The organism is Massilia agri (genome assembly GCF_024753255.1).
In the GTDB taxonomy this organism is placed as follows: Bacteria; Pseudomonadota; Gammaproteobacteria; order Burkholderiales; family Burkholderiaceae_D; genus Telluria; species Telluria agri.
In genome coordinates, this window is the sequence record NZ_JANUHA010000001.1 from 188,586 (window position 1) to 206,522 (window position 17,937).

Below are 17,937 nucleotides of genomic sequence, written 5' to 3' on the forward strand. Positions count from 1 at the left end.
TTTATTCCTTGTCGTCCGGGTCCTGGTCCACGTTGCGCGCCTGCGCTTCGTAGAGGCGGTGGTAAGCGCCCTCGCGCGCCATCAGCTCATCGTGGCTGCCCTCTTCCACCACCACGCCGCGGTCCAGCACCACCAGGCGGTCGGCGCGGTGCAGCGTCGACAGGCGGTGGGCGATGGCGATCGTGGTGCGGCCCTGCACAAGATTGTCGAGCGCCTTCTGGATTTCCTTCTCGGTTTCCGAGTCCACCGAGGACGTCGCCTCGTCGAGGATCAGGATCGGCGGGTCGATCAAGAGCGCGCGCGCGATCGAGATGCGCTGGCGCTCGCCGCCCGACAGGCCCTGGCCGCGCTCGCCCACCATCGAGTCGTAGCCCTGCGGCAGGCGCAGGATGAACTCGTGGGCATGGGCCGCGCGCGCCGCGGCGATGATTTCTTCGCGGGTAGCGCCTGGTTTACCGTAGGCGATGTTCTCGGCAATGGTGCCGAAGAAGAGGAAAGGCTCCTGCAGCACGAGGCCGATGTTGCGGCGGTAATCGCTGACCGCAAACGAACGGATGTCGGTGCCGTCGAGCAGGATGGCGCCTTCGGCCACATCGTAGAAGCGGCAGATCAGGTTGACCAGGGTGCTCTTGCCCGAACCCGAGTGGCCGACCAGGCCGACCATTTCGCCCGCCCTGATTTTCAGGGAAATGCCGCGGTTGACTGCGCGGTTGCCGTAGCGGAAACCGACTTCGCGCAGCTCGATATTGCCTTGTACCTTGTCGACCTTCACCGGGTTGGCCGGATCCGGCACGCTCGACACGTGGTCGAGGATGTCGAAGATGCGCTTGGCCGCCGATGCCGACTTCTGGGTGACGGACACGATGCGGCTCATGGAGTCGAGCTTCACGTAGAAACGGCCGCTGTAGGCGATGAAGGCCGAGAGCGTGCCGACCGTGATGTCGCCGCGCGAGACCTGCCAGATGCCGAAACACCAGATCACGAGCAGGCCGATTTCGGTCAGCAGCGAGACGGTCGGCGAGAACAGCGACCAGACCTTGTTCAATTTGTCGTTGACGGCCAGGTTGTGCTTGTTCGCCTCGCGAAAGCGCCGCGCTTCGCGCTTTTCCTGGGCAAAGGCCTTCACCACGCGGATGCCGGGGATGGTATCGGCCAGCACATTGGTCACTTCGCCCCAGACCCGGTCGATCTTCTCGAAACCGGTGCGCAGCCTGTCGCGCACCACGTGGATCATCCAGGCGATGAAAGGCAACGGCACCAGCGTGACCAGCGCCAGCCAGGGATTCATGCTGAACAGGATTACGCCCGTCATGATGATCAGGAGGACGTCCGACAGGAAGTCGAGCAGGTGCAGCGACAGGAAGACACTGATCCGGTCCGAGCCGCTGCCGATGCGCGACATCAGGTCGCCCGTGCGTTTGCCCCCAAAAAATTCGAGCGACAGGCGCAGCAGGTGCTCATAGGTCGTCGAACGCAGGTCGGCGCTGATGCGTTCGGACGCCAGCGCCAGTACATAGGTCTTGCCCCAGCCCAGCGCCCATGCCAGCAGGGAGGCGCCCAGCAGCCCGCCCATATAGAGATAGATGAGCGAAGTGTTGATTTCCTGCCCGTTCTGGTAGGGGATCAGGACGTTGTCCATCAGGGGCTTGGTCAGGTAGGGCGGAATCATGTGCGCGCCCGTCGAGCCCACCATCAGGAGGAAACCGAGCAGCAGCTGGCCCTTGTACGGTTTCGCGAAGCGCCACAGGCGGAACAGGGTCCAGGTCGAGGGCGGCGTATGGAGCACCTTGGCGCAGACGGCGCATTCGGCGTCGTCCGCTTCAAGCGGGGCCTTGCAACTCGGACAAGTATGCTGCTCGGGCGGGACCACCGGCACCCCGGTGGCGTGGCTCTTCGCCTGTTCCGTGAAATGGTCGACCACACGCACGGCGTGCAGGTTCTGGCCAAGGGTGAAGCGCCAGGCGCCCAAGCGGCTGTGTTCATCCACCAGTTCAAGGTGGCCGATGCCGGCGTGGTCGTGGTGGTGCAGTTCAAGATTTGGACGGTAAGCCCAGTCGGCCCAGGCCTCTTCGCCGGGCGCGCGCGCGAGCAGGCGGCGGTTAGTGACCACCACCAAGCCCTTGGTGAAACGTAATTTCGCGTCGAGGTCAACCTCCACGCTGGCTAAAACGTTTTCCCCTGGTGCAAGCTGTTTCGTAACGTCATTTTGCCAATGTTCAGGCAAGAGTCCGGCGGATACCGCCAGGGACGACGGAATAGCAAGTTGTTGAGTTGTCATGTATTGCGCCCGAGATCAGGCTTTTCATTCTGGTAGGGGGAGGACAAGGCTGTCGGCTCGCCAGCGCACAAAAAAGAGGCTGGTCGGCTGTTTGCGTGAAACGCTCCACAAACAGGCATAACGTTCCAACGTATCCTTTGGATGACAGGAATGGTGCTGGCAGAAAAGGTTTCGGCCCAGCAAGCAGCGGGCCGGCAAGTATACAAGATGTGCGCTGCGGTATTTCTTCTTTCGGTACCGTGGTGACAGGCAGGCAAATATAGGTAAAACGCCGGCGATGCGGAACACGATCGCCGCCGGCAAAGACAACTTCATGAACAAGAAGAACGACATCAAGTTCCTCCGCGTCAGTCATCTGCGCGGCCCGAACATCTGGACCTACCGACCGGTGATCGAAGCCTGGCTCGATATCGGCGAACTCGAAGACTGCCCCTCGAATACCCTGCCCGGCTTTACCGAACGCCTGGTCGCCTGGCTGCCCGGCCTGGTCGAACACCATTGCGGCGTCGGCCACCGCGGCGGCTTCATCGAACGCCTGGAGAGCGGCACCTGGGCCGGCCACATCCTCGAACACATCGTGCTCGAGCTGCAGAACCTGGCCGGCATGAAGACCGGCTTCGGCAAGACCCGCTCCACCGGCGAGCACGGCATCTACAAGATGGCCTTCCGCACCCGCGACGAGACGGTCGGCCGCGCCGCGCTGGAAGCCGGCCACGCACTGATGATGGCGGCGATTAACGACACGCCCTTCGACCTGCCTGCGACCGTCGCGCACCTGACCGGGCTGGTCGACCGCTGGTGCCTGGGTCCGTCGACGGCCCACATCGTCGATGCCGCCACCGATCGCCGCATTCCCTCGATCCGCCTCACCGAAGGCAACCTGGTCCAGCTCGGCCACGGCGCCGCCCAGCGCCGCATCTGGACCGCCGAGACCGACCGCACCAGCGCCATCGGCGAAGGCATCGCCAGCGACAAGGACCTGACCAAGACCCTGCTCGCCTCCTGTGGCGTGCCGGTGCCGGAAGGCGCCCTGGTACGCAGTGCCGAAGCGGCCTGGGAAGAAGCCCAGGACATCGGCCTGCCGGCGGTGGTGAAGCCGGTCGACGGCAACCACGGCCGCGGCGTGACCCTGAACCTGATGAGCGAAGCGGACGTAACGGCCGCCTACGCGATCGCCTCGGAAGCGGGTGACAGCAACGCCGTGCTGGTCGAGCGTTTCATCCCCGGTAACGAGCACCGCCTGCTGGTGGTCGGCCGTGAAGTCGTCGCCGCCGCCAGGGGCGAATCGCTGTGGGTGACGGGCGACGGCAAATCGACCGTCCTGCAGCTGTGCGACAGCCAGATCAACACCGACCCGCGCCGCGGCGAGAGCGAAGAGCACCCGCTGGGCCGCGTGAATCCGCATGACCACGAGATCATGCTCGACCTGAAGCGCCAGGGCCTCACGCCCGGCTCGGTGCCGCAGGCCGGCCAGAAGGTGCTGATCCAGCCGAACGGCAACGTCGCCGACGACGTCACCGACCTGGTCCACCCCGAGGTCGCCCACGTGGCGGCGCTGGCTGCGCGCGTCGTCGGCCTGGACATCGCCGGCATTGACCTGGTGTGCGAGGACATCTCGCGCCCGCTGGCCGAACAGCGCGGCGCCATCATCGAAGTCAATTCCAGCCCGGGCCTGCTGGCCCACATCAAGCCGGCCAAGGGCACGCCGCGCAACGTCGGCAAGGCGATCGTCGACAACCTGTTCGCGGAAGGGGAAACCGGCCGCATCCCGGTGGTCGGCGTCACCGGCACGCTTGGCGCGAGCCTGATCGCGCGCCTGGTCGGCTGCCTGGTCCACATCACCGGCAAGCACGTGGGCGTCGCCAACGGCGAAGGACTCTACCTGGACGCGCGCCGGGTGACGAACAAGGACGCCACCGGCTTCGACGCCGGCCAGCGCCTCCTGATCAACCGCACCGTGCAGACGGCCGTGTTCGAATCGAATGCACGCACCATCCTGGCCGAGGGCCTGCCCTACGATCGCTGCCTGGTCGGCATCGTCACCGACATGGAAGGCCTGGCCGAACTGGACGAGTTCTACGTCCGCGACGAAGACGCGCAGTACAACGTGATCCGCAGCCAGGTCGACGTCGTGCTGCCGGAAGGCGCGGCTGTCCTGAACGCGGCCAACGAGCGCGTCGCCGCGCTGGCCGAACTGTCCGACGGCCGCGTGATCTTCTATGCGCTGGACGAAACCAATCCGGTCATGGCGGAGCACCGCGCCAAAGGCGAACGCATCGTGTTCGTGCGCGACAACCGCATCGTGCTGGCCGAGGGCAGCGAGGAAACGATCCTGCTCGAACTGTCGAAGATCCAGCCGGCGACGGTGAAGCATCCGGACAGCGTGCTGGCGGCGGTGGCCGCGGCCTGGGCGCTGGGCGTGCCGTCCGACCTGATCTGCGGCGGCCTGCGCGCATTCGACGCGACGCCGAAGAAAACGAATTACTAAACATCTCGATGCCCGGTGTGCGGGCACTGGCGCCCTTCGACACTGCGGCGGGCGCCGCGAAAGGAATGAAGGTTTATGGAAGTATCACGCGTACGGGCCCTGCGTGGCCCCAACCTCTGGAGCCACCACACCTCGGTCGAGGCGATCGTTTCGTGCACGCCTGAAGAAGAATCGATCCGCGAACTGGACGGCTTCGAGACCCGCCTGCGCGCACGCTTCCCTCAAGTCGGCGAGCTGCAGCCCTATGGCCACGACGACACCGTGTCGCTGGCCCAGGTACTCGAGCAGGTAGCCCTGGCCCTGCAGGCCGAAGCCGGCTGCCCCGTCACCTTCAGCCGCACCACCGCCACCATCGAACGCGGCATCTACCAGGTGGTCGTCGAGTACAGCGAGGAAGACGTCGGCCGCCTGGCCCTCGAACTGGCCGAGCAGCTGGTCGACGCCGCCCGCAAGGACGCCCCCTTCGACCTGGCGGGCGCACTCGCGCGCCTGCGTGAAGTCGACGAGGACGTGCGCCTCGGCCCGTCCACCGGCTCCATCGTGCAGGCAGCCGTCGCCCGCAACATCCCCTTCCGCCGCCTGACCGAGGGCAGCCTCGTGCAGTTCGGCTGGGGCAGCCGGCAGCGCCGCATCCAGGCCGCCGAGATCGACGCCACCGGCGCCATCGCCGAGACCATCGCCCAGGACAAGGAACTGACCAAGAAGCTGCTCGACGCCGCCGGCGTGCCGGTGCCGATGGGCCGCAGCGTGAGCGATCCGGAAGACGCCTGGGCGGCCGCGCTCGAAGTCGGCCTGCCGGTCGTGATCAAGCCCAAGGACGGCAACCAGGGCAAGGGCGTGACGGTCAACGTCACGACGAAAGAACAGCTGACCGCGGGCTTCCACACCGCTTCCGAGTTCCGCGACGACATCCTGGTCGAGCGCTACCTGCCGGGCCACGACTACCGCATGCTCGTCATCGGCGACAAGCTGGTGGCCGCCGCGCGCCGCGATCCGCCTTTCGTGGTCGGCGACGGCGTGCACACGGTGCGCCAGCTGGTCGAGGAAGTGAACAAGGACCCGCGCCGCGGCGAGGGCCATTCCACTTCCCTGACGAAGATCCGCTTCGACGACATCGCGCTGGCGACCCTCGCCGCGCGCGGCCTGAACGCCGATTCCGTGCCGGACAAGGGCCAGCGCGTGGTCCTGCGCAACAACGCCAACCTGTCGACCGGCGGCACCGCCACCGACGTGACCGATGACGTCCACCCGGACGTCGCGGCGCGCTGCATCGCGGCCGCCCACATGGTGGGCCTGGACATCTGCGGCGTCGACCTGGTGTGCGACTCGGTGCTCAAACCCATCGAGGAGCAGCACGGCGGCATCGTCGAAGTCAATGCCGCGCCGGGCCTGCGCATGCATCTCTCGCCCTCCTTCGGCAAGGCCCGCCCGATCGGCGAAGCCATCGTCTCGACCATGTTCGCGGAAGGCGACGACGGCCGCATTCCGGTGGTGGCCGTGACCGGCACCAACGGCAAGACCACCACCGTGCGCCTGATCGCCCACCTGCTGACCGCCTCGGGCCTGCGCACCGGCATGACCAATACCGACGGCGTCTACATCGAAGGCCGCCGCATCGACAGCGGCGACTGCTCGGGCCCGCGCAGCGCGCGCAACGTGCTGCTGCACCCGGACGTCGACGCGGCCGTCTTCGAGACCGCGCGCGGCGGCCTGCTGCGCGAAGGCCTGGCCTTCGACCGCTGCCAGGTGGCGGTGGTGACGAATATCGGTGCGGGCGACCACCTGGGCCTGAACTACATCACCACCCTGGAAGACCTGGCCGTACTGAAACGCGTGATCGTGCAGAACGTGGCCGACGGCGGGATGGCCGTGCTGAACGCCGCCGATCCGGTGGTGGCGGCGATGGCCGAAGTCACCCGCGGCGACGTCACCTTCTTCGCCCTCGACGTGAACAACGCCCTCATGGCGATGCATCGCGCCCAGGGCCGCCGCGTCGTCTTCGTGGAAGACGGCCACCTGGTGGCGGCGCAGGGCAAGATCGAACACCGCGTGCCTCTGGCCGAGGTGCCGATCACCCGCAACGGCGCCATCGGCTTCCAGGTCGAGAACGTGATGGCCTCGGTGGCCGCCGCCTGGGCCGTGGGCATCGACTGGGACCGCATCCGCGTCGGCCTGAAAACGTTTGTGGGCGAAAGCGACAATGCGCCGGGCCGCTTCAATGTGTTCGACTACCGCGGCGCGACCGTGATCGCCGACTACGGCCACAACCCGGACGCGATCGCCGCCCTGGCCAATGCCGTGGAAGCGATGCCGGCCAAGCGCCGTTCGGTGGTAATCAGCGGCGCCGGCGACCGCCGCGACCAGGACATCACGCAGCAGACCCAGATCCTCGGCAAGGCCTTCGACGATGTGCTGCTCTACCAGGACCAGTGCCAGCGCGGCCGCGCGGATGGCGAAGTGCTCGCCCTGCTGCGCCGCGGCCTGGACGGGGCCACCCGCACCAGCCACGTCGAGGAAATCAACGGCGAGTTCGTCGCCATCGACCGGGCGCTGTCGCGCCTGGAAGCCGGCGACCTGTGCCTGATCCTGATCGACCAGGTCGACGAAGCCCTGGCGCACATCGCACGCCGCGTCGCCGAGGGTTGATGCCCGCCTCCTCGCCGCATGTGCCGGCGCTGCCGGCCATGGGTATCGGCATCCTGCTGCGGGCCCTGCTCAAGCGCCCGCGGCATCCTCTTCCCGGCTCGTTGCCGGAACTCGCCAGCAGCTATCGTCTCGACGGGCTGCCGCTGGACGAAATCGCCCGCTACCGCACGGCCTTCGGCTTCGAAGGCAGGCATATTCCGCTGACCTGGTGGTACCTGCTGGCACAGCGCGCCCACCTGGCGACCATGCTGGCGCCCGGCTTTCCCTTCCGGATCGCCGGGCTCGTCCACATGGACAACGCGCTGCGCGCGTATCAAGCGCCCGCTGCCGGCCAACCCATGCTGATCGATACCGTGCTGCGCCTGCTGCCGCCCTCCGCCGGCGGCGCCCTGCGCTGCGTGCTCGAGACCACTGGCAGCAGCGATGACACACCAGTGTTCAGTTGCACCAGCACTTACCTGGTCCGGCGCGGCTCGCGTAGCGGTGCAAAGCAGGAGGAACCAGTCACGCCGCAGGGTACGCCGCTGACGCAGTGGAGCTTGGCCAGCGATGCCGGCCGCCGCTACGCCCGGTTGTCGGGCGACTGGAATCCAATCCACCTGACCCGCTGGAGCGCACGGCTCATGGGCATGCGCGCGCCGATCATCCATGGCATGCACACCCTGGGAAGCGCCTGCGCGGCGCTGGAGCGTGCGGCGGGCCGGCACGCGCGCGCCATCGACTGCCGCTTCCGTGCGCCGGTGGCGCTGGGCAGTACGGTGGCGCTGTCGTTCGACGCGGCGTCAAGCGAATTCGTGGTCGCAGCCGCCGGCAAGCCGGCGGTGACGGGATCGATCGCGCTGGCTTGACTGCGAAGCGCGGGTCAGGCCTCGCGGCGCTGGCGGCGGCGCAGTGCGCCCAGTGCGAACAGGCCGATGCCGAACACGGCGAAGCCGGCAGGTTCCGGCACGTCGGCCGGCGCATCCGCGCTGTTGAAGATCAGGCTCGAGGAGAACACCTCGAGCGGATCGCTGCCGGTGGTATCCCCGAAATACAGCTTCCACTGACCGAACATGTCAATCCCGTCGAAGAGGCTCAAGGCCTGCACCGGCCGGAATGCGCCGCCCTGCACGCGCTTGCCCAGGCTGGCGCCTTCGTCATCGAAGGTCAGGGTGATGCGGCCGATGCCAGGCGTATCGCCCTGGTCGAAGGTATTCGGCTCGATCAGGCTGAGGATGCGGCCATCCGGGCCGACGAGGCGCATGACGATTTCGTTCTCAAAAGGCGTGTCCCGGCCAACGCAGGCGCTGCCCGCCGGATCGATATACGGGTTGTCGCATTTCGAGAACTCGACGGCGATATTCAGGTCGTCGATCAGGCCGTGCGTGGTGACGTTGAAGGTGACGTAGGCCGACGAGGCGTCGAAGTCGCGGTAGGTCTTGTCGGTATAGATGACGCCGGCCTGCGCGCTGGCTGCAGCAAGCATCAAGGCCATGCCGGTAAAGAGTGAGCTGATTGCTTTCATAAACATCCTATAAAATTTCCTTAGTACAAGCAATTTTCGCACCAACTAGCACTTCCTTTTTAATTACAAACACTTACGCGCGTTGCTCGAATAGAACGGTTTCCGAGTGTAAAATTTCTCGACAGTGTAGTGCACCAGAAGGACGCTGGCCGAATTGTCCCTTTTGCAGCCCCCGCTCATCCGATCGCGGTAAAATGACAAGCCTTGGCTCCGCCCCGCTTTGCCGCACGACCACCGAAGAAATGAACGCTCCCTCCGAGATCAACTCTGCCGCCCTCAAGGCCAGCACGGCCGAAAAGCACACCCCGATGATGCAGCAGTACCTGCGCATCAAGGCCGGCTACCCGACCATGCTGGTGTTCTACCGCATGGGCGACTTCTACGAACTCTTCTTCGACGACGCCGAGAAGGCTGCGCGCCTGCTCGGCATCACGCTGACCGCGCGCGGCAAGTCCGACGGCGAGCCGATCAAGATGGCCGGCGTGCCCTTCCATTCGCTGGACGGCTACCTGGCCAAGCTGGTCAAGATCGGCGAATCCTGCGCGATCTGCGAGCAGATCGGCGACCCGGCGCTGTCGAAAGGCCCGGTCGAGCGCAAGGTGGTGCGCGTGGTCACCCCCGGCACCCTGACCGACAGCGACCTGCTGCCGGAAAAGGCCGATCGTCCGCTGCTGGCCCTGTGCATGCACAGCCAGCGCAAGACCATCACGGTCGGCATGGCCTGGCTGTCGCTGGCCAGCGGCGTGCTGCGCCTGATGGAGTTCTCGGGCGAGCAGCGCGCGGTGGAGTCGCGCCTGGCGCACGAACTGGAGCGCATCGCCCCGGCCGAGATCCTGCGCGCCGACTGCGCCGACCTGTTCGAATCCGAGCCGGTGGCCCATACCCAGCGCATGCCCGAGTGGCACTTCGACGTCCTCAAGGGCCACCAGGCCCTGCTCGACCAGCTGAGCGTGGCCACCCTCACCGGCTTCGGCGCCGACGGCCTGGGCGCCGCCTTCGGCGCGGCCGGCGCGCTGCTGCGTTACGCGCAGTCGACGCAAGGCCGCGGCCTGCAGCACGTGAAGAGCCTGGCCTGCGAACAGGAAAACGAATACATCGGCCTGGACGCCGCCACCCGCCGCAACCTGGAACTGACCGAGACCATCCGCGGCCAGGAGTCGCCGACCCTGTTCTCGCTGCTGGACGGCTGCCGCACCGCCATGGGTTCGCGCCTGCTGCGCCACTGGCTGCACCATGCGCGCCGCAACCAGCGCGTCGCGCGTTCGCGCCACGAAGCCATTGCCGCGCTGGCGCAGGCCGAAGCCACGCATGGCCTGTCCGCGACACTCGCGAACGTGCCGGACATCGAACGCATCACCACCCGCATCGCCCTGCTGTCGGCGCGCCCGCGCGACCTGTCCTGCCTGCGCGACGGCCTGAAACAACTGCCGCTGCTGCGCGAGCAGGTAGCGCGCTGCTTCGTCCCGGGCGACACCTCCCTGCTGCGCGAAATCCACGACCTGCTCGAGCCGCCAGCAAGCTGCGTCGACCTGCTGTGCCGCGCGATCGCGGAAGAGCCGAGCGTGCAGGTGCGCGACGGCGGCGTGTTCGCGCGCGGCTATGACGCCGAGCTCGACGAACTGCGCGCCCTGTCCGAGAACGCCGGCCAGTTCCTGGTCGACCTCGAGACGCGCGAGCGCGCCCGCACCGGGATTGCCAACCTGCGCGTCGAGTACAACCGCGTGCACGGCTTCTACATCGAAGTCACCAACGGCCAGGCCGACAAGGTGCCGGTCGACTACCAGCGCCGCCAGACCCTCAAGAACTGCGAGCGCTACATCACGCCGGAACTGAAAGCCTTCGAGGACAAGGCCCTGTCGGCGCAAGACCGCGCCCTGTCGCGCGAGAAGATGCTGTACGACGCTCTGCTCGCCGAGCTGGCCCCTTTCATCACGACCCTGCAGTCGGTCGCCGGTGGCCTGGCCCAGCTCGACACCCTTGTTGCGCTCACCAGCCACGCGGTGCGCAACAACTGGTGCGCCCCCCAGCTGGTCGACGAGCCCTGCCTCAGCATCCATGAGGGCCGCCACCCGGTGGTCGAGAACCAGATCGAACGCTTCATCGCCAACGACTGCCGCTTGTCGGACGACCGCCGCCTGCTGCTCATCACCGGCCCGAACATGGGCGGTAAATCGACCTTCATGCGCCAGGTCGCCCTGATCACGCTGCTCGCCTATGTGGGCAGCTACGTGCCGGCGACCAGCGCGACGATCGGCCCGATCGATCGCATCTTCACCCGCATCGGCGCCAGCGACGACCTGGCCAACGGCCGCTCGACCTTCATGGTCGAGATGACCGAGTCGGCCGCCATCCTGAACGGCGCCACCGAGCACTCGCTGGTGCTGATGGATGAAGTCGGCCGCGGCACCTCTACTTTTGATGGCCTGGCGCTGGCCTGGGCCATCGCGCGCCACCTGATCGAGACCAGCCGCAGCTTCACGCTGTTCGCGACCCACTATTTCGAGCTGACCCAGCTGCCCGAGACCCATCCGAGCGCGCTCAACGTGCACCTGTCGGCGGTCGAGCACAAGGACAGCATCGTCTTCCTGCACGCCGTGCAGGACGGCCCGGCCTCGCAGAGCTACGGCCTGCAAGTGGCCCAGCTGGCCGGCGTGCCGCCAGCCGTGATCCGCGCGGCCCGCAAGCACCTCGCGCGGCTCGAGTCGCAGGCGCTGGATGCGACGCCGCAGCTCGACCTGTTCGCCGCACCGGGCGACGACGCTGCGGGCGAAGCGCCCGCACCCGTCATGGAAGCCGCCCTTGATGACGCGCTGAAATCCGCGCTCGACGCGATCGATCCGGATGCGCTCACGCCGCGCGAAGCGCTGGAACGGCTCTACGAGCTGAAACGGCTGGCCGCCTGATGCGGGCGCACCGTCCCTTCCTCTTCGCCGCGGTGCTGGCGGCCGCGCTGCTCGCCAGCGGCGGCGCTGGCGCCGCGCGCGACAGGAAGAAGGACAAGGACGGCAACGCCCATCACTTCGCCGTCGTCGGCCACCGCGCCGCCAACGGGGGTGAGGACGGCTTGAAGAGCGCCCTCGACGACGCGAAGGACGAGGATCTCGCCTTCGTCGTCGTCACCGGCATCAAGGGCGCGAACGAAGCCTGCGGCGACCGCGTCTACCAGAAACGGCGCGATCTCTTCGACAAGGCCAGGCGCCCGGTGATCCTCTCGCTGTCTGGGAACGACTGGACCGGCTGCCGCAATTCGGCGGGCCGCACCAATGCCATCGAACGCCTGAACCGCCTGCGCGAACTGTTCTATGGCGAGCCCGAATCGCTGGGCAAGGACAAGATTCCGATGACGCGCCTGTCGAGCAGTCCGCGCTTTCGCAGCTATGCCGAGAACGCGCACTGGCGGGTCGGCAAGGTGCTGTACGCGACCATCAACCTGCCGGCGCCGAACAACCACTACCTGCCAGCCGCGGGGCGCAACAGCGAGTTCGAAGACCGCGCGGTGGCCAACCGCTTCTGGCTCAACCGCCTGTTCGCGATCGCCAAGCAGGACAAGGTGAGCGCGATGGTGCTGTTCGCCGAAGGGAATATGCAGCCTTTGCTGCAGCCGGCCAACGGCCTGCGCGCCCTGCTGCAGCGCTCACCGACCGGCTACGACGGTTTCGCCGACACGCGCCGCCAGGTGCAGATGCGCGCTGCAAAGTTCCCGGGCCAGGTGCTGGTGGTGGACAGCGCGGGGCTGCCGAAGGAAGCGAAGCCGGCGATCGAGTGGCACGGCAATATGGGACATCTGTCCGTCGGGGCGCACGCGGTCGAGGTGCGCGTGGCGGAGGATGGGAAGAACGTGTTCAGCCTGGGCGACGTGCTGCGCTGAAGGCGCAGGCACGCCCGCGGCGCTGGTCAACGCCGCAGGCATCGCCTTGATCAGTTCAGCGGCTGGCTGCGGAAGTGGTCGCCTTCGTCGCTGTCGTCCATCGCATGATGGTGACCATGCTCGCCATGCACGTGGCCGTGGGCGATCTCTTCGTCCGAAGCGGCGCGCACGTCCACCACCGACAGTTCGAAACGCAGGGCCATGCCGGCCAGCGGGTGGTTGCCGTCGAGGACGACCTTGTCGTCGGCGATGTCGGTGACGGTGAAGATGGTCGGCTCTTCGTCCACGCCTTCGGCCACGCCTTCGAACTGCATGCCGACTTCGAGCGGCTCCGGCAGGCGCTTGCGGTCTTCGACCTTCACCAGCGCCGGGTCGTAGTCGCCGAACGCGTCTTCCGGCTCGACCTGGATCGTCGACGAATAGCCCTTTTCCTTGCCGTCGAGCTCTTCTTCGATCTTCGGCAGGGTGTTCTCGTAGCCGCCGTGCAGGTACACCATCGGCTGGGAGCCCTCCTCGATCAGGTTGTTCTGGGCGTCCGACAGCTTGTAGTTCACCGTCACGACCGTATCCTTGGCAATTTTCATCGCAAATCCTTTCGTTGTGAGGTCGGGATTATAACCCCTGCCCGGCCGTGGCTTTGGCTTCGCTGGTTATAATGGCGCATGAAAAAATTACAGCTCCTTGGGAATATTACTCCCGCCCAGTTCCTGCGCGATTACTGGCATAAAAAACCGTTGCTCATCCGCGGCGCCATCCCGGGTTTCAAGCCTTTACTGAAATTCGAGAAGCTCGCCGAGCTCGCCACCCAGAACCATGTCGAGTCGCGCCTCGTGACCATGAAGGATGGCCAATGGGACATGCAGCACGGCCCGCTGCCCGCACTGCCATCACGCAGCGAGCGCGAGTGGACCATGCTGGTGCAGGGCGTCAACCTGGTCGACGAGCGTGCCGACGAATTGCTGCGCCAGTTCCGTTTCGTGCCGGATGCGCGCCTGGACGACCTGATGGTCAGCTTCGCCACCGACGGCGGCGGCGTCGGCCCCCACTTCGATTCCTATGACGTGTTCCTGCTGCAGGCCCACGGCAAGCGCCGCTGGCGCATCGGCGCCCAGCAGGACCTGAGCCTGGTCGAAGGCCTGCCGCTGAAGATCCTGGCGAATTTCGAGCCGGAAGAAGAATTCGTGCTCGAGCCCGGCGACATGCTCTACCTGCCGCCCCACTACGCCCACGATGGCGTGGCCGAAGGCGAATGCATGACCTACTCGATCGGCTTCCGCTCGCCCTCCTTCCAGGAACTGGGCGAAGCCTTCCTGCAGTTCATGGCCGACTCGATCGACCTGCCGGGCCGCTATGCCGATCCGGATCTGCAGCCGGCCAAGAGCCCGGCCGAAATCCCGCGCGAGATGCTGAGCACCATTACGGAAGAGCTCAACAAGGTCCGTTGGGACGAGGAAGACGTCACCATCTTCCTGGGCGAATACCTGTCCGAGCCGAAGCACAACGTCTTCTTCACCGGACCGGCCAAGCCGTTGACCGTGGGCCGCTTCATGGAAACTGCCGCCAAGCGCGGCCTGAAACTGTCGAGCAAGACCCTGATGCTCTACCGCGGCAAGAACGTCTTCATCAACGGCGAATCCTTCGCCGTCGGACGCGCCGACAAGGCGGTGCTGGACGTGCTGGCCAACGAGCGCCGTCTCGACGGCGCCGTCCTGGCGAACGCGACCGACGACGTGCTGGAAGCGCTCTACACCTGGTACCAGGACGGCTGGGTGGAACTGGGCTGATGAGGGGCTGAAAAGGAGGCAGGCATGCAGGAACCGACCAAGGAAGGAAGCGCGCGCTTCGATACCCGCGCCGAGCTCGAGACCCACTTGCGTGCCTGCCTGGCCGCCGCCCACGTCACGCTCGACCTCTTCGATCCGGATTTCGCGGTCTTCCCGCTCGGGAGCATTGAGACCGACACCCTGCTGCGCGCCTTCCTGGGGCGGGGCGGCATGCTGCGCCTCGCCATGCATTTGCCGGCTCACATCGAAAGACATTATCCGCGCCTGCTGCGCCTGCTGCGCGACTACAGCCATGCCGTCGAGTGCCGCGCCACGCCGAAAGCACTGCACAATCTGACCGATTCCTTCTGCATCGTCGACAACCGGCATGTGCTCCGGCGTTTTCATAGCGACCATATGCGCGGCGAGATGGCGTTCGACGCGCCGGGCGCCGTCGATGTGCCGCGTCACCGCTTCGAGGCGATCTGGGCGGAATCACGTCCGGTTCTGCAGCCGACCACGACAGGTTTATAGCCTGTCAACCGATCCCTTGATCAGTCCGTTAACAGCTCAGTTACCTGGGAATTTGCTGCGGTTGCATCTTGTAACAAGATAAACCTTGGCAATGCACAAAATACTTTCGCCAGAGCATGAGTTTTCTGTTGCGATTCAGTAAATTTGGCTATAATATCAGGTCAGGAGATTCCGTTGCTTATGCGGCAGTATTGCCTCATATGAAAGCGCGAGAATTCCTCTGAGCAATAATTACCGGTAATTATTATTCAAACAAGCAGTACTTACTTTTTAAGATATTAAGGAAAATCATGAAAAAATCCCTGCTGATCGTTTCCCTGATGGCTGTTGCTCTGGCTGCTTGCAGCAAGAAAGAAGAAGCCGCTCCGGCCGCTCCGGCTGCTGTCGAAGCACCGGCTGCTGCAACCACCGACGCAGCTGCTACCACCCCGGCCGCTACCGACGCTGCTGCTACCACCGCTCCGGCTGACGCTGCTGCTGCCGCTTCGGCTGCTGCTTCGACCGCTGCTGACGCTGCTGCTGCTGCTTCGACCGCTGCTTCGCAAGCTGCTGACGCTGCTGCTACCAAGTAATCAGCGCAAGCTCGATTCGAAAGACCGGCCTGCGGGCCGGTTTTTTTACGCCTGTAGGTTTATCGTAGGGTGGGCGGAATCCGCCCACCGGACAACGGCGCATAAAAAAACCGGCCCTCAGGCCGGTTTTTCATTCGAAGCGCTGAAACTGATTACTTCAGCTCGTCCGTCAGCAGACGCAGGATCTTCGCGCCGGTCTCGCCGGTTTCCGTCTTGCCGTCGTTGGTCTGCACGGTCACGTCGCTGCTTGCGGCGCCCTGCTCGGCCTTGACGATCACGCGGTAGCGCTGGGCTTCCTTGGCTTTCTCGTCGGCGCCGAAGGTGAACAGGCGCTTGAAGAAGCCGTCCTTGTTGGTGGCGTCCGGATCGACGTAGCGGACGAAATACACGCCCTGTACGCGGTCGCGGTCTTCCACGGTGAAGCCGACGCGGTCGAGCGCCAGGCCGACGCGGCGCCAGGCGCGGTCGAAGCCCTCGTCCACGCGGATCACGCCGCCTTCGAGCTTGGCCTGCGGGGCGGCGACCGGTGCGTTGGCGACCATGGTCTCGGCCTGCTTGGTTTCCTTCTGGCCGGTCAGCTGGGCCACCAGGCGGCTCAGGAACTGCGACTCCAGGCCGGGATCGTTCGGACGCACGGTCCAGATCGTGGTTTCCTTCTGGCTACCCTGCAGCACCTCTTCGGCGCCGCGGTGGCTGATCCAGATCTCGGTCGAGCCGTCCGGCAGGCGCTCGAGGCGGGTGCGGAACTTGTCGCGCTCGCCGGTCGAGTAGGCGCGGTCGAAGACCTTGCCGATGGCGTTGCGGATGAAGTCCTGCGGGATCTTCGAACGGTTCTCGACCCAGTCGGTTTCCATGGTGCCGGTCGTGAGCGACTCGGTCGCGACGGCGAAGCCCTGGTTTTCCCAGAACTGGCGCAGTTGCGGCCACAGCTGCTCCGGGGTCTGCTTGACCACCAGCCAGCGCTGGTCGCCGTTGCGCTGCACGCTGACGGCATCGGTCGAGATCGGACCGACGGTGCCGGCGATGCCCGGCGCGCCGGCGACTGGCGCACCCGCCTGGGCGCCCACCTGCTGCTGGTAGCCCAAGGCGGTCGCGACGCCCTTGCCGTCAGGGATGGCATAGCGGTTGTCGCGCTGCAGCGCGGTCAGGTCCGGCGGGACTGCCAGGTCGGCGGAACGCTTGGCGCCACGGTAGTCGACCTTGTCCGATTCGAAGATGGTGGTGCAGGCCGAGACGCTCAGCGCGATCGCGGTAAGCGTCAGCACGCGCGCGGCGGCAGGAGTCGTGATAGTGCGTTTAGTCATGTGTTCGATATCAGGTAAGGAACCCTCGCGGGTTCAGGCAGAGAGAAGGCCCGCCTGGGCCAGTGCGCCGCGCACGGTATCGTGCCAGGACGAAGACAGCGGCGCCAGCGGCAGGCGCAGGCCGGCCGGCATCTTGCCCATTTCGGCCAGCGCCCACTTCACCGGCACCGGGTTCGGCTCGACGAACAGCTTGGCGTGCAGGTCGAGCACGCGGTTATTGATCTCGACGGCGCGCTTGACGTCGCCGGCCATGGCGGCGGCGCACAGCTCGTGCATCGCGCGCGGGGCGACGTTGGCGGTCACCGAGATATTGCCGGCGGCGCCGCAGAACATCAGGGCCATCGCGGTCGGGTCGTCGCCAGAGTAGACCGCGAAGGAGCTGTCGACGCTGCGCAGCAGTTCGATGCCGCGGCCGACGTTGCCGGTGGCGTCCTTGATGCCGACGATATTGTCGATCTGGGCCAGGCGCACGACGGTCTCGTTGGCCATGTCCGCCACGGTGCGGCCCGGCACGTTGTACAGGATCACCGGCAGGTCCACCGCTTCGGCGATGGCGCGGAAGTGGCGGTACATGCCTTCCTGGGTCGGACGGTTGTAGTACGGCACCACCTGCAGGGTGGCGTCGGCGCCCACTTCCTTGGCGTGGCGGGTCAGTGCGATGGCCTCGACCGTCGAGTTGGCGCCCGCGCCGGCGATCACCGGGATGCGGCCGGCGGTGTGTTCCACCGCGAGCCTGATCAGTTCGCCGTGTTCTTCCGGAGACACGGTGGCCGATTCGCCCGTGGTGCCGACGATGACGATGCCGTCGGTGCCCTCGGCGATGTGCCAGTCGATCAGCTTGCGCAGGGAGTCGCGGTCAAGACTGCCGTCCTCGAACATCGGGGTGACGATTGCTACGATGCTGCCCTTAATCATATGCGTGACGCTGCCAGTTAGTTAAGAAAATACATAAAACGCTGATTGTAGCGGATCACCCGCCT

Annotated in this window: 13 protein-coding genes; 8 read left to right on the plus strand and 5 right to left on the minus strand. The window is 65.9% G+C overall.

All coding sequences use genetic code 11. The features are described 5' to 3' along the window. Position 1: 1 nt before the first annotated feature. On the minus strand, positions 2 to 2,278 hold the full coding sequence (locus NX780_RS00875) for a cyanophycin metabolism-associated ABC transporter (protein WP_258825979.1): 2,277 nt from the start codon (positions 2,276 to 2,278) through the stop codon (positions 2 to 4). A gap of 313 nt (positions 2,279 to 2,591) precedes the next feature. On the opposite strand from NX780_RS00875, the gene NX780_RS00880 reads away from it, so the two are divergent. The 3 genes from NX780_RS00880 to NX780_RS00890 all read left to right on the plus strand — a co-directional run bounded on the left by NX780_RS00880 (position 2,592) and on the right by NX780_RS00890 (position 8,260). Further along, positions 2,592 to 4,766 (plus strand): cyanophycin synthetase, encoded by a 2,175-nt coding sequence (locus NX780_RS00880; RefSeq protein ID WP_258825980.1) that lies wholly within the window; start codon positions 2,592 to 2,594, stop codon positions 4,764 to 4,766. A gap of 75 nt (positions 4,767 to 4,841) precedes the next feature. Continuing rightward, complete coding sequence (gene cphA, locus NX780_RS00885; RefSeq protein WP_258825981.1) at positions 4,842 to 7,412, plus strand: cyanophycin synthetase; 2,571 nt, start codon at positions 4,842 to 4,844, stop codon at positions 7,410 to 7,412. Further along, the gene (locus tag NX780_RS00890; RefSeq protein ID WP_258825982.1) at positions 7,412 to 8,260 is read left to right on the plus strand and encodes a MaoC/PaaZ C-terminal domain-containing protein; all 849 of its coding nucleotides are present in this window, start codon (positions 7,412 to 7,414) and stop codon (positions 8,258 to 8,260) included. The genes cphA and NX780_RS00890 overlap by 1 nt, the downstream gene beginning before the upstream one ends. A gap of 14 nt (positions 8,261 to 8,274) precedes the next feature. Here NX780_RS00890 and NX780_RS00895 read toward each other — a convergent pair whose 3' ends face one another. After that, a complete protein-coding gene (locus NX780_RS00895) occupies positions 8,275 to 8,916 on the minus strand; it encodes a PEP-CTERM sorting domain-containing protein (protein ID WP_258825983.1) in 642 nt (213 codons plus the stop codon). 194 nt (positions 8,917 to 9,110) lie between these two features. On the opposite strand from NX780_RS00895, the gene mutS reads away from it, so the two are divergent. Continuing rightward, a complete protein-coding gene (gene mutS / locus NX780_RS00900) occupies positions 9,111 to 11,819 on the plus strand; it encodes a DNA mismatch repair protein MutS (RefSeq protein ID WP_441294987.1) in 2,709 nt (902 codons plus the stop codon). Beyond that, positions 11,819 to 12,784 carry a hypothetical protein gene (locus tag NX780_RS00905; protein ID WP_258825985.1) on the plus strand — a complete coding sequence of 322 codons (966 nt, stop codon included), beginning with the start codon at positions 11,819 to 11,821 and terminating at the stop codon, positions 12,782 to 12,784. The genes mutS and NX780_RS00905 overlap by 1 nt, the downstream gene beginning before the upstream one ends. A gap of 50 nt (positions 12,785 to 12,834) precedes the next feature. Here NX780_RS00905 and NX780_RS00910 read toward each other — a convergent pair whose 3' ends face one another. Further along, the gene (locus NX780_RS00910) at positions 12,835 to 13,368 is read right to left on the minus strand and encodes an FKBP-type peptidyl-prolyl cis-trans isomerase (protein ID WP_258825986.1); all 534 of its coding nucleotides are present in this window, start codon (positions 13,366 to 13,368) and stop codon (positions 12,835 to 12,837) included. Between the two features lie 78 nt (positions 13,369 to 13,446). Between NX780_RS00910 and NX780_RS00915 the strand changes: the two genes are divergently transcribed. The 3 genes from NX780_RS00915 (at position 13,447) to NX780_RS00925 (ending at position 15,653) form a co-directional block, all read left to right on the plus strand. Next, entirely contained in the window at positions 13,447 to 14,568 is a 1,122-nt protein-coding gene (locus NX780_RS00915; protein ID WP_258825987.1) for a cupin domain-containing protein, read from the plus strand. Positions 14,569 to 14,592: 24 nt separating this feature from the next. After that, positions 14,593 to 15,081, plus strand: coding sequence for a DUF7931 domain-containing protein (locus tag NX780_RS00920; protein ID WP_258825988.1), 489 nt, complete (start codon positions 14,593 to 14,595; stop codon positions 15,079 to 15,081). A gap of 290 nt (positions 15,082 to 15,371) precedes the next feature. Beyond that, positions 15,372 to 15,653 carry a hypothetical protein gene (locus NX780_RS00925; RefSeq protein WP_258825989.1) on the plus strand — a complete coding sequence of 94 codons (282 nt, stop codon included), beginning with the start codon at positions 15,372 to 15,374 and terminating at the stop codon, positions 15,651 to 15,653. Positions 15,654 to 15,805: 152 nt separating this feature from the next. On the opposite strand, the gene bamC is transcribed toward NX780_RS00925, so the two are convergent. Together bamC and dapA are read right to left on the minus strand one after the other, a co-directional pair. Beyond that, a complete protein-coding gene (gene bamC, locus NX780_RS00930) occupies positions 15,806 to 16,957 on the minus strand; it encodes an NlpB/DapX family lipoprotein (RefSeq protein WP_258825990.1) in 1,152 nt (383 codons plus the stop codon). 33 nt (positions 16,958 to 16,990) lie between these two features. Then, complete coding sequence (dapA, locus tag NX780_RS00935; RefSeq protein ID WP_258825991.1) at positions 16,991 to 17,872, minus strand: 4-hydroxy-tetrahydrodipicolinate synthase; 882 nt, start codon at positions 17,870 to 17,872, stop codon at positions 16,991 to 16,993. Positions 17,873 to 17,937: the final 65 nt, after the last annotated feature.

What these genes read in the sequence shown, in the direction of transcription:
- NX780_RS00895 (WP_258825983.1), bottom strand. Translation starts at nt 8,916, where the DNA reads ATGAAAGCAATCAGCTCACTCTTTACCGGCATGGCCTTGATGCTTGCT.
- cphA (WP_258825981.1), top strand. Translation starts at nt 4,842, where the DNA reads ATGGAAGTATCACGCGTACGGGCCCTGCGTGGCCCCAACCTCTGGAGC.
- bamC (WP_258825990.1), bottom strand. Translation starts at nt 16,957, where the DNA reads ATGACTAAACGCACTATCACGACTCCTGCCGCCGCGCGCGTGCTGACG.
- NX780_RS00875 (WP_258825979.1), bottom strand. Translation starts at nt 2,278, where the DNA reads ATGACAACTCAACAACTTGCTATTCCGTCGTCCCTGGCGGTATCCGCC.
- dapA (WP_258825991.1), bottom strand. Translation starts at nt 17,872, where the DNA reads ATGATTAAGGGCAGCATCGTAGCAATCGTCACCCCGATGTTCGAGGAC.
- NX780_RS00920 (WP_258825988.1), top strand. Translation starts at nt 14,593, where the DNA reads ATGCAGGAACCGACCAAGGAAGGAAGCGCGCGCTTCGATACCCGCGCC.
- NX780_RS00890 (WP_258825982.1), top strand. Translation starts at nt 7,412, where the DNA reads ATGCCCGCCTCCTCGCCGCATGTGCCGGCGCTGCCGGCCATGGGTATC.
- NX780_RS00880 (WP_258825980.1), top strand. Translation starts at nt 2,592, where the DNA reads ATGAACAAGAAGAACGACATCAAGTTCCTCCGCGTCAGTCATCTGCGC.
- NX780_RS00905 (WP_258825985.1), top strand. Translation starts at nt 11,819, where the DNA reads ATGCGGGCGCACCGTCCCTTCCTCTTCGCCGCGGTGCTGGCGGCCGCG.
- NX780_RS00925 (WP_258825989.1), top strand. Translation starts at nt 15,372, where the DNA reads ATGAAAAAATCCCTGCTGATCGTTTCCCTGATGGCTGTTGCTCTGGCT.
- NX780_RS00915 (WP_258825987.1), top strand. Translation starts at nt 13,447, where the DNA reads ATGAAAAAATTACAGCTCCTTGGGAATATTACTCCCGCCCAGTTCCTG.
- NX780_RS00910 (WP_258825986.1), bottom strand. Translation starts at nt 13,368, where the DNA reads ATGAAAATTGCCAAGGATACGGTCGTGACGGTGAACTACAAGCTGTCG.
- mutS (WP_441294987.1), top strand. Translation starts at nt 9,111, where the DNA reads ATGACAAGCCTTGGCTCCGCCCCGCTTTGCCGCACGACCACCGAAGAA.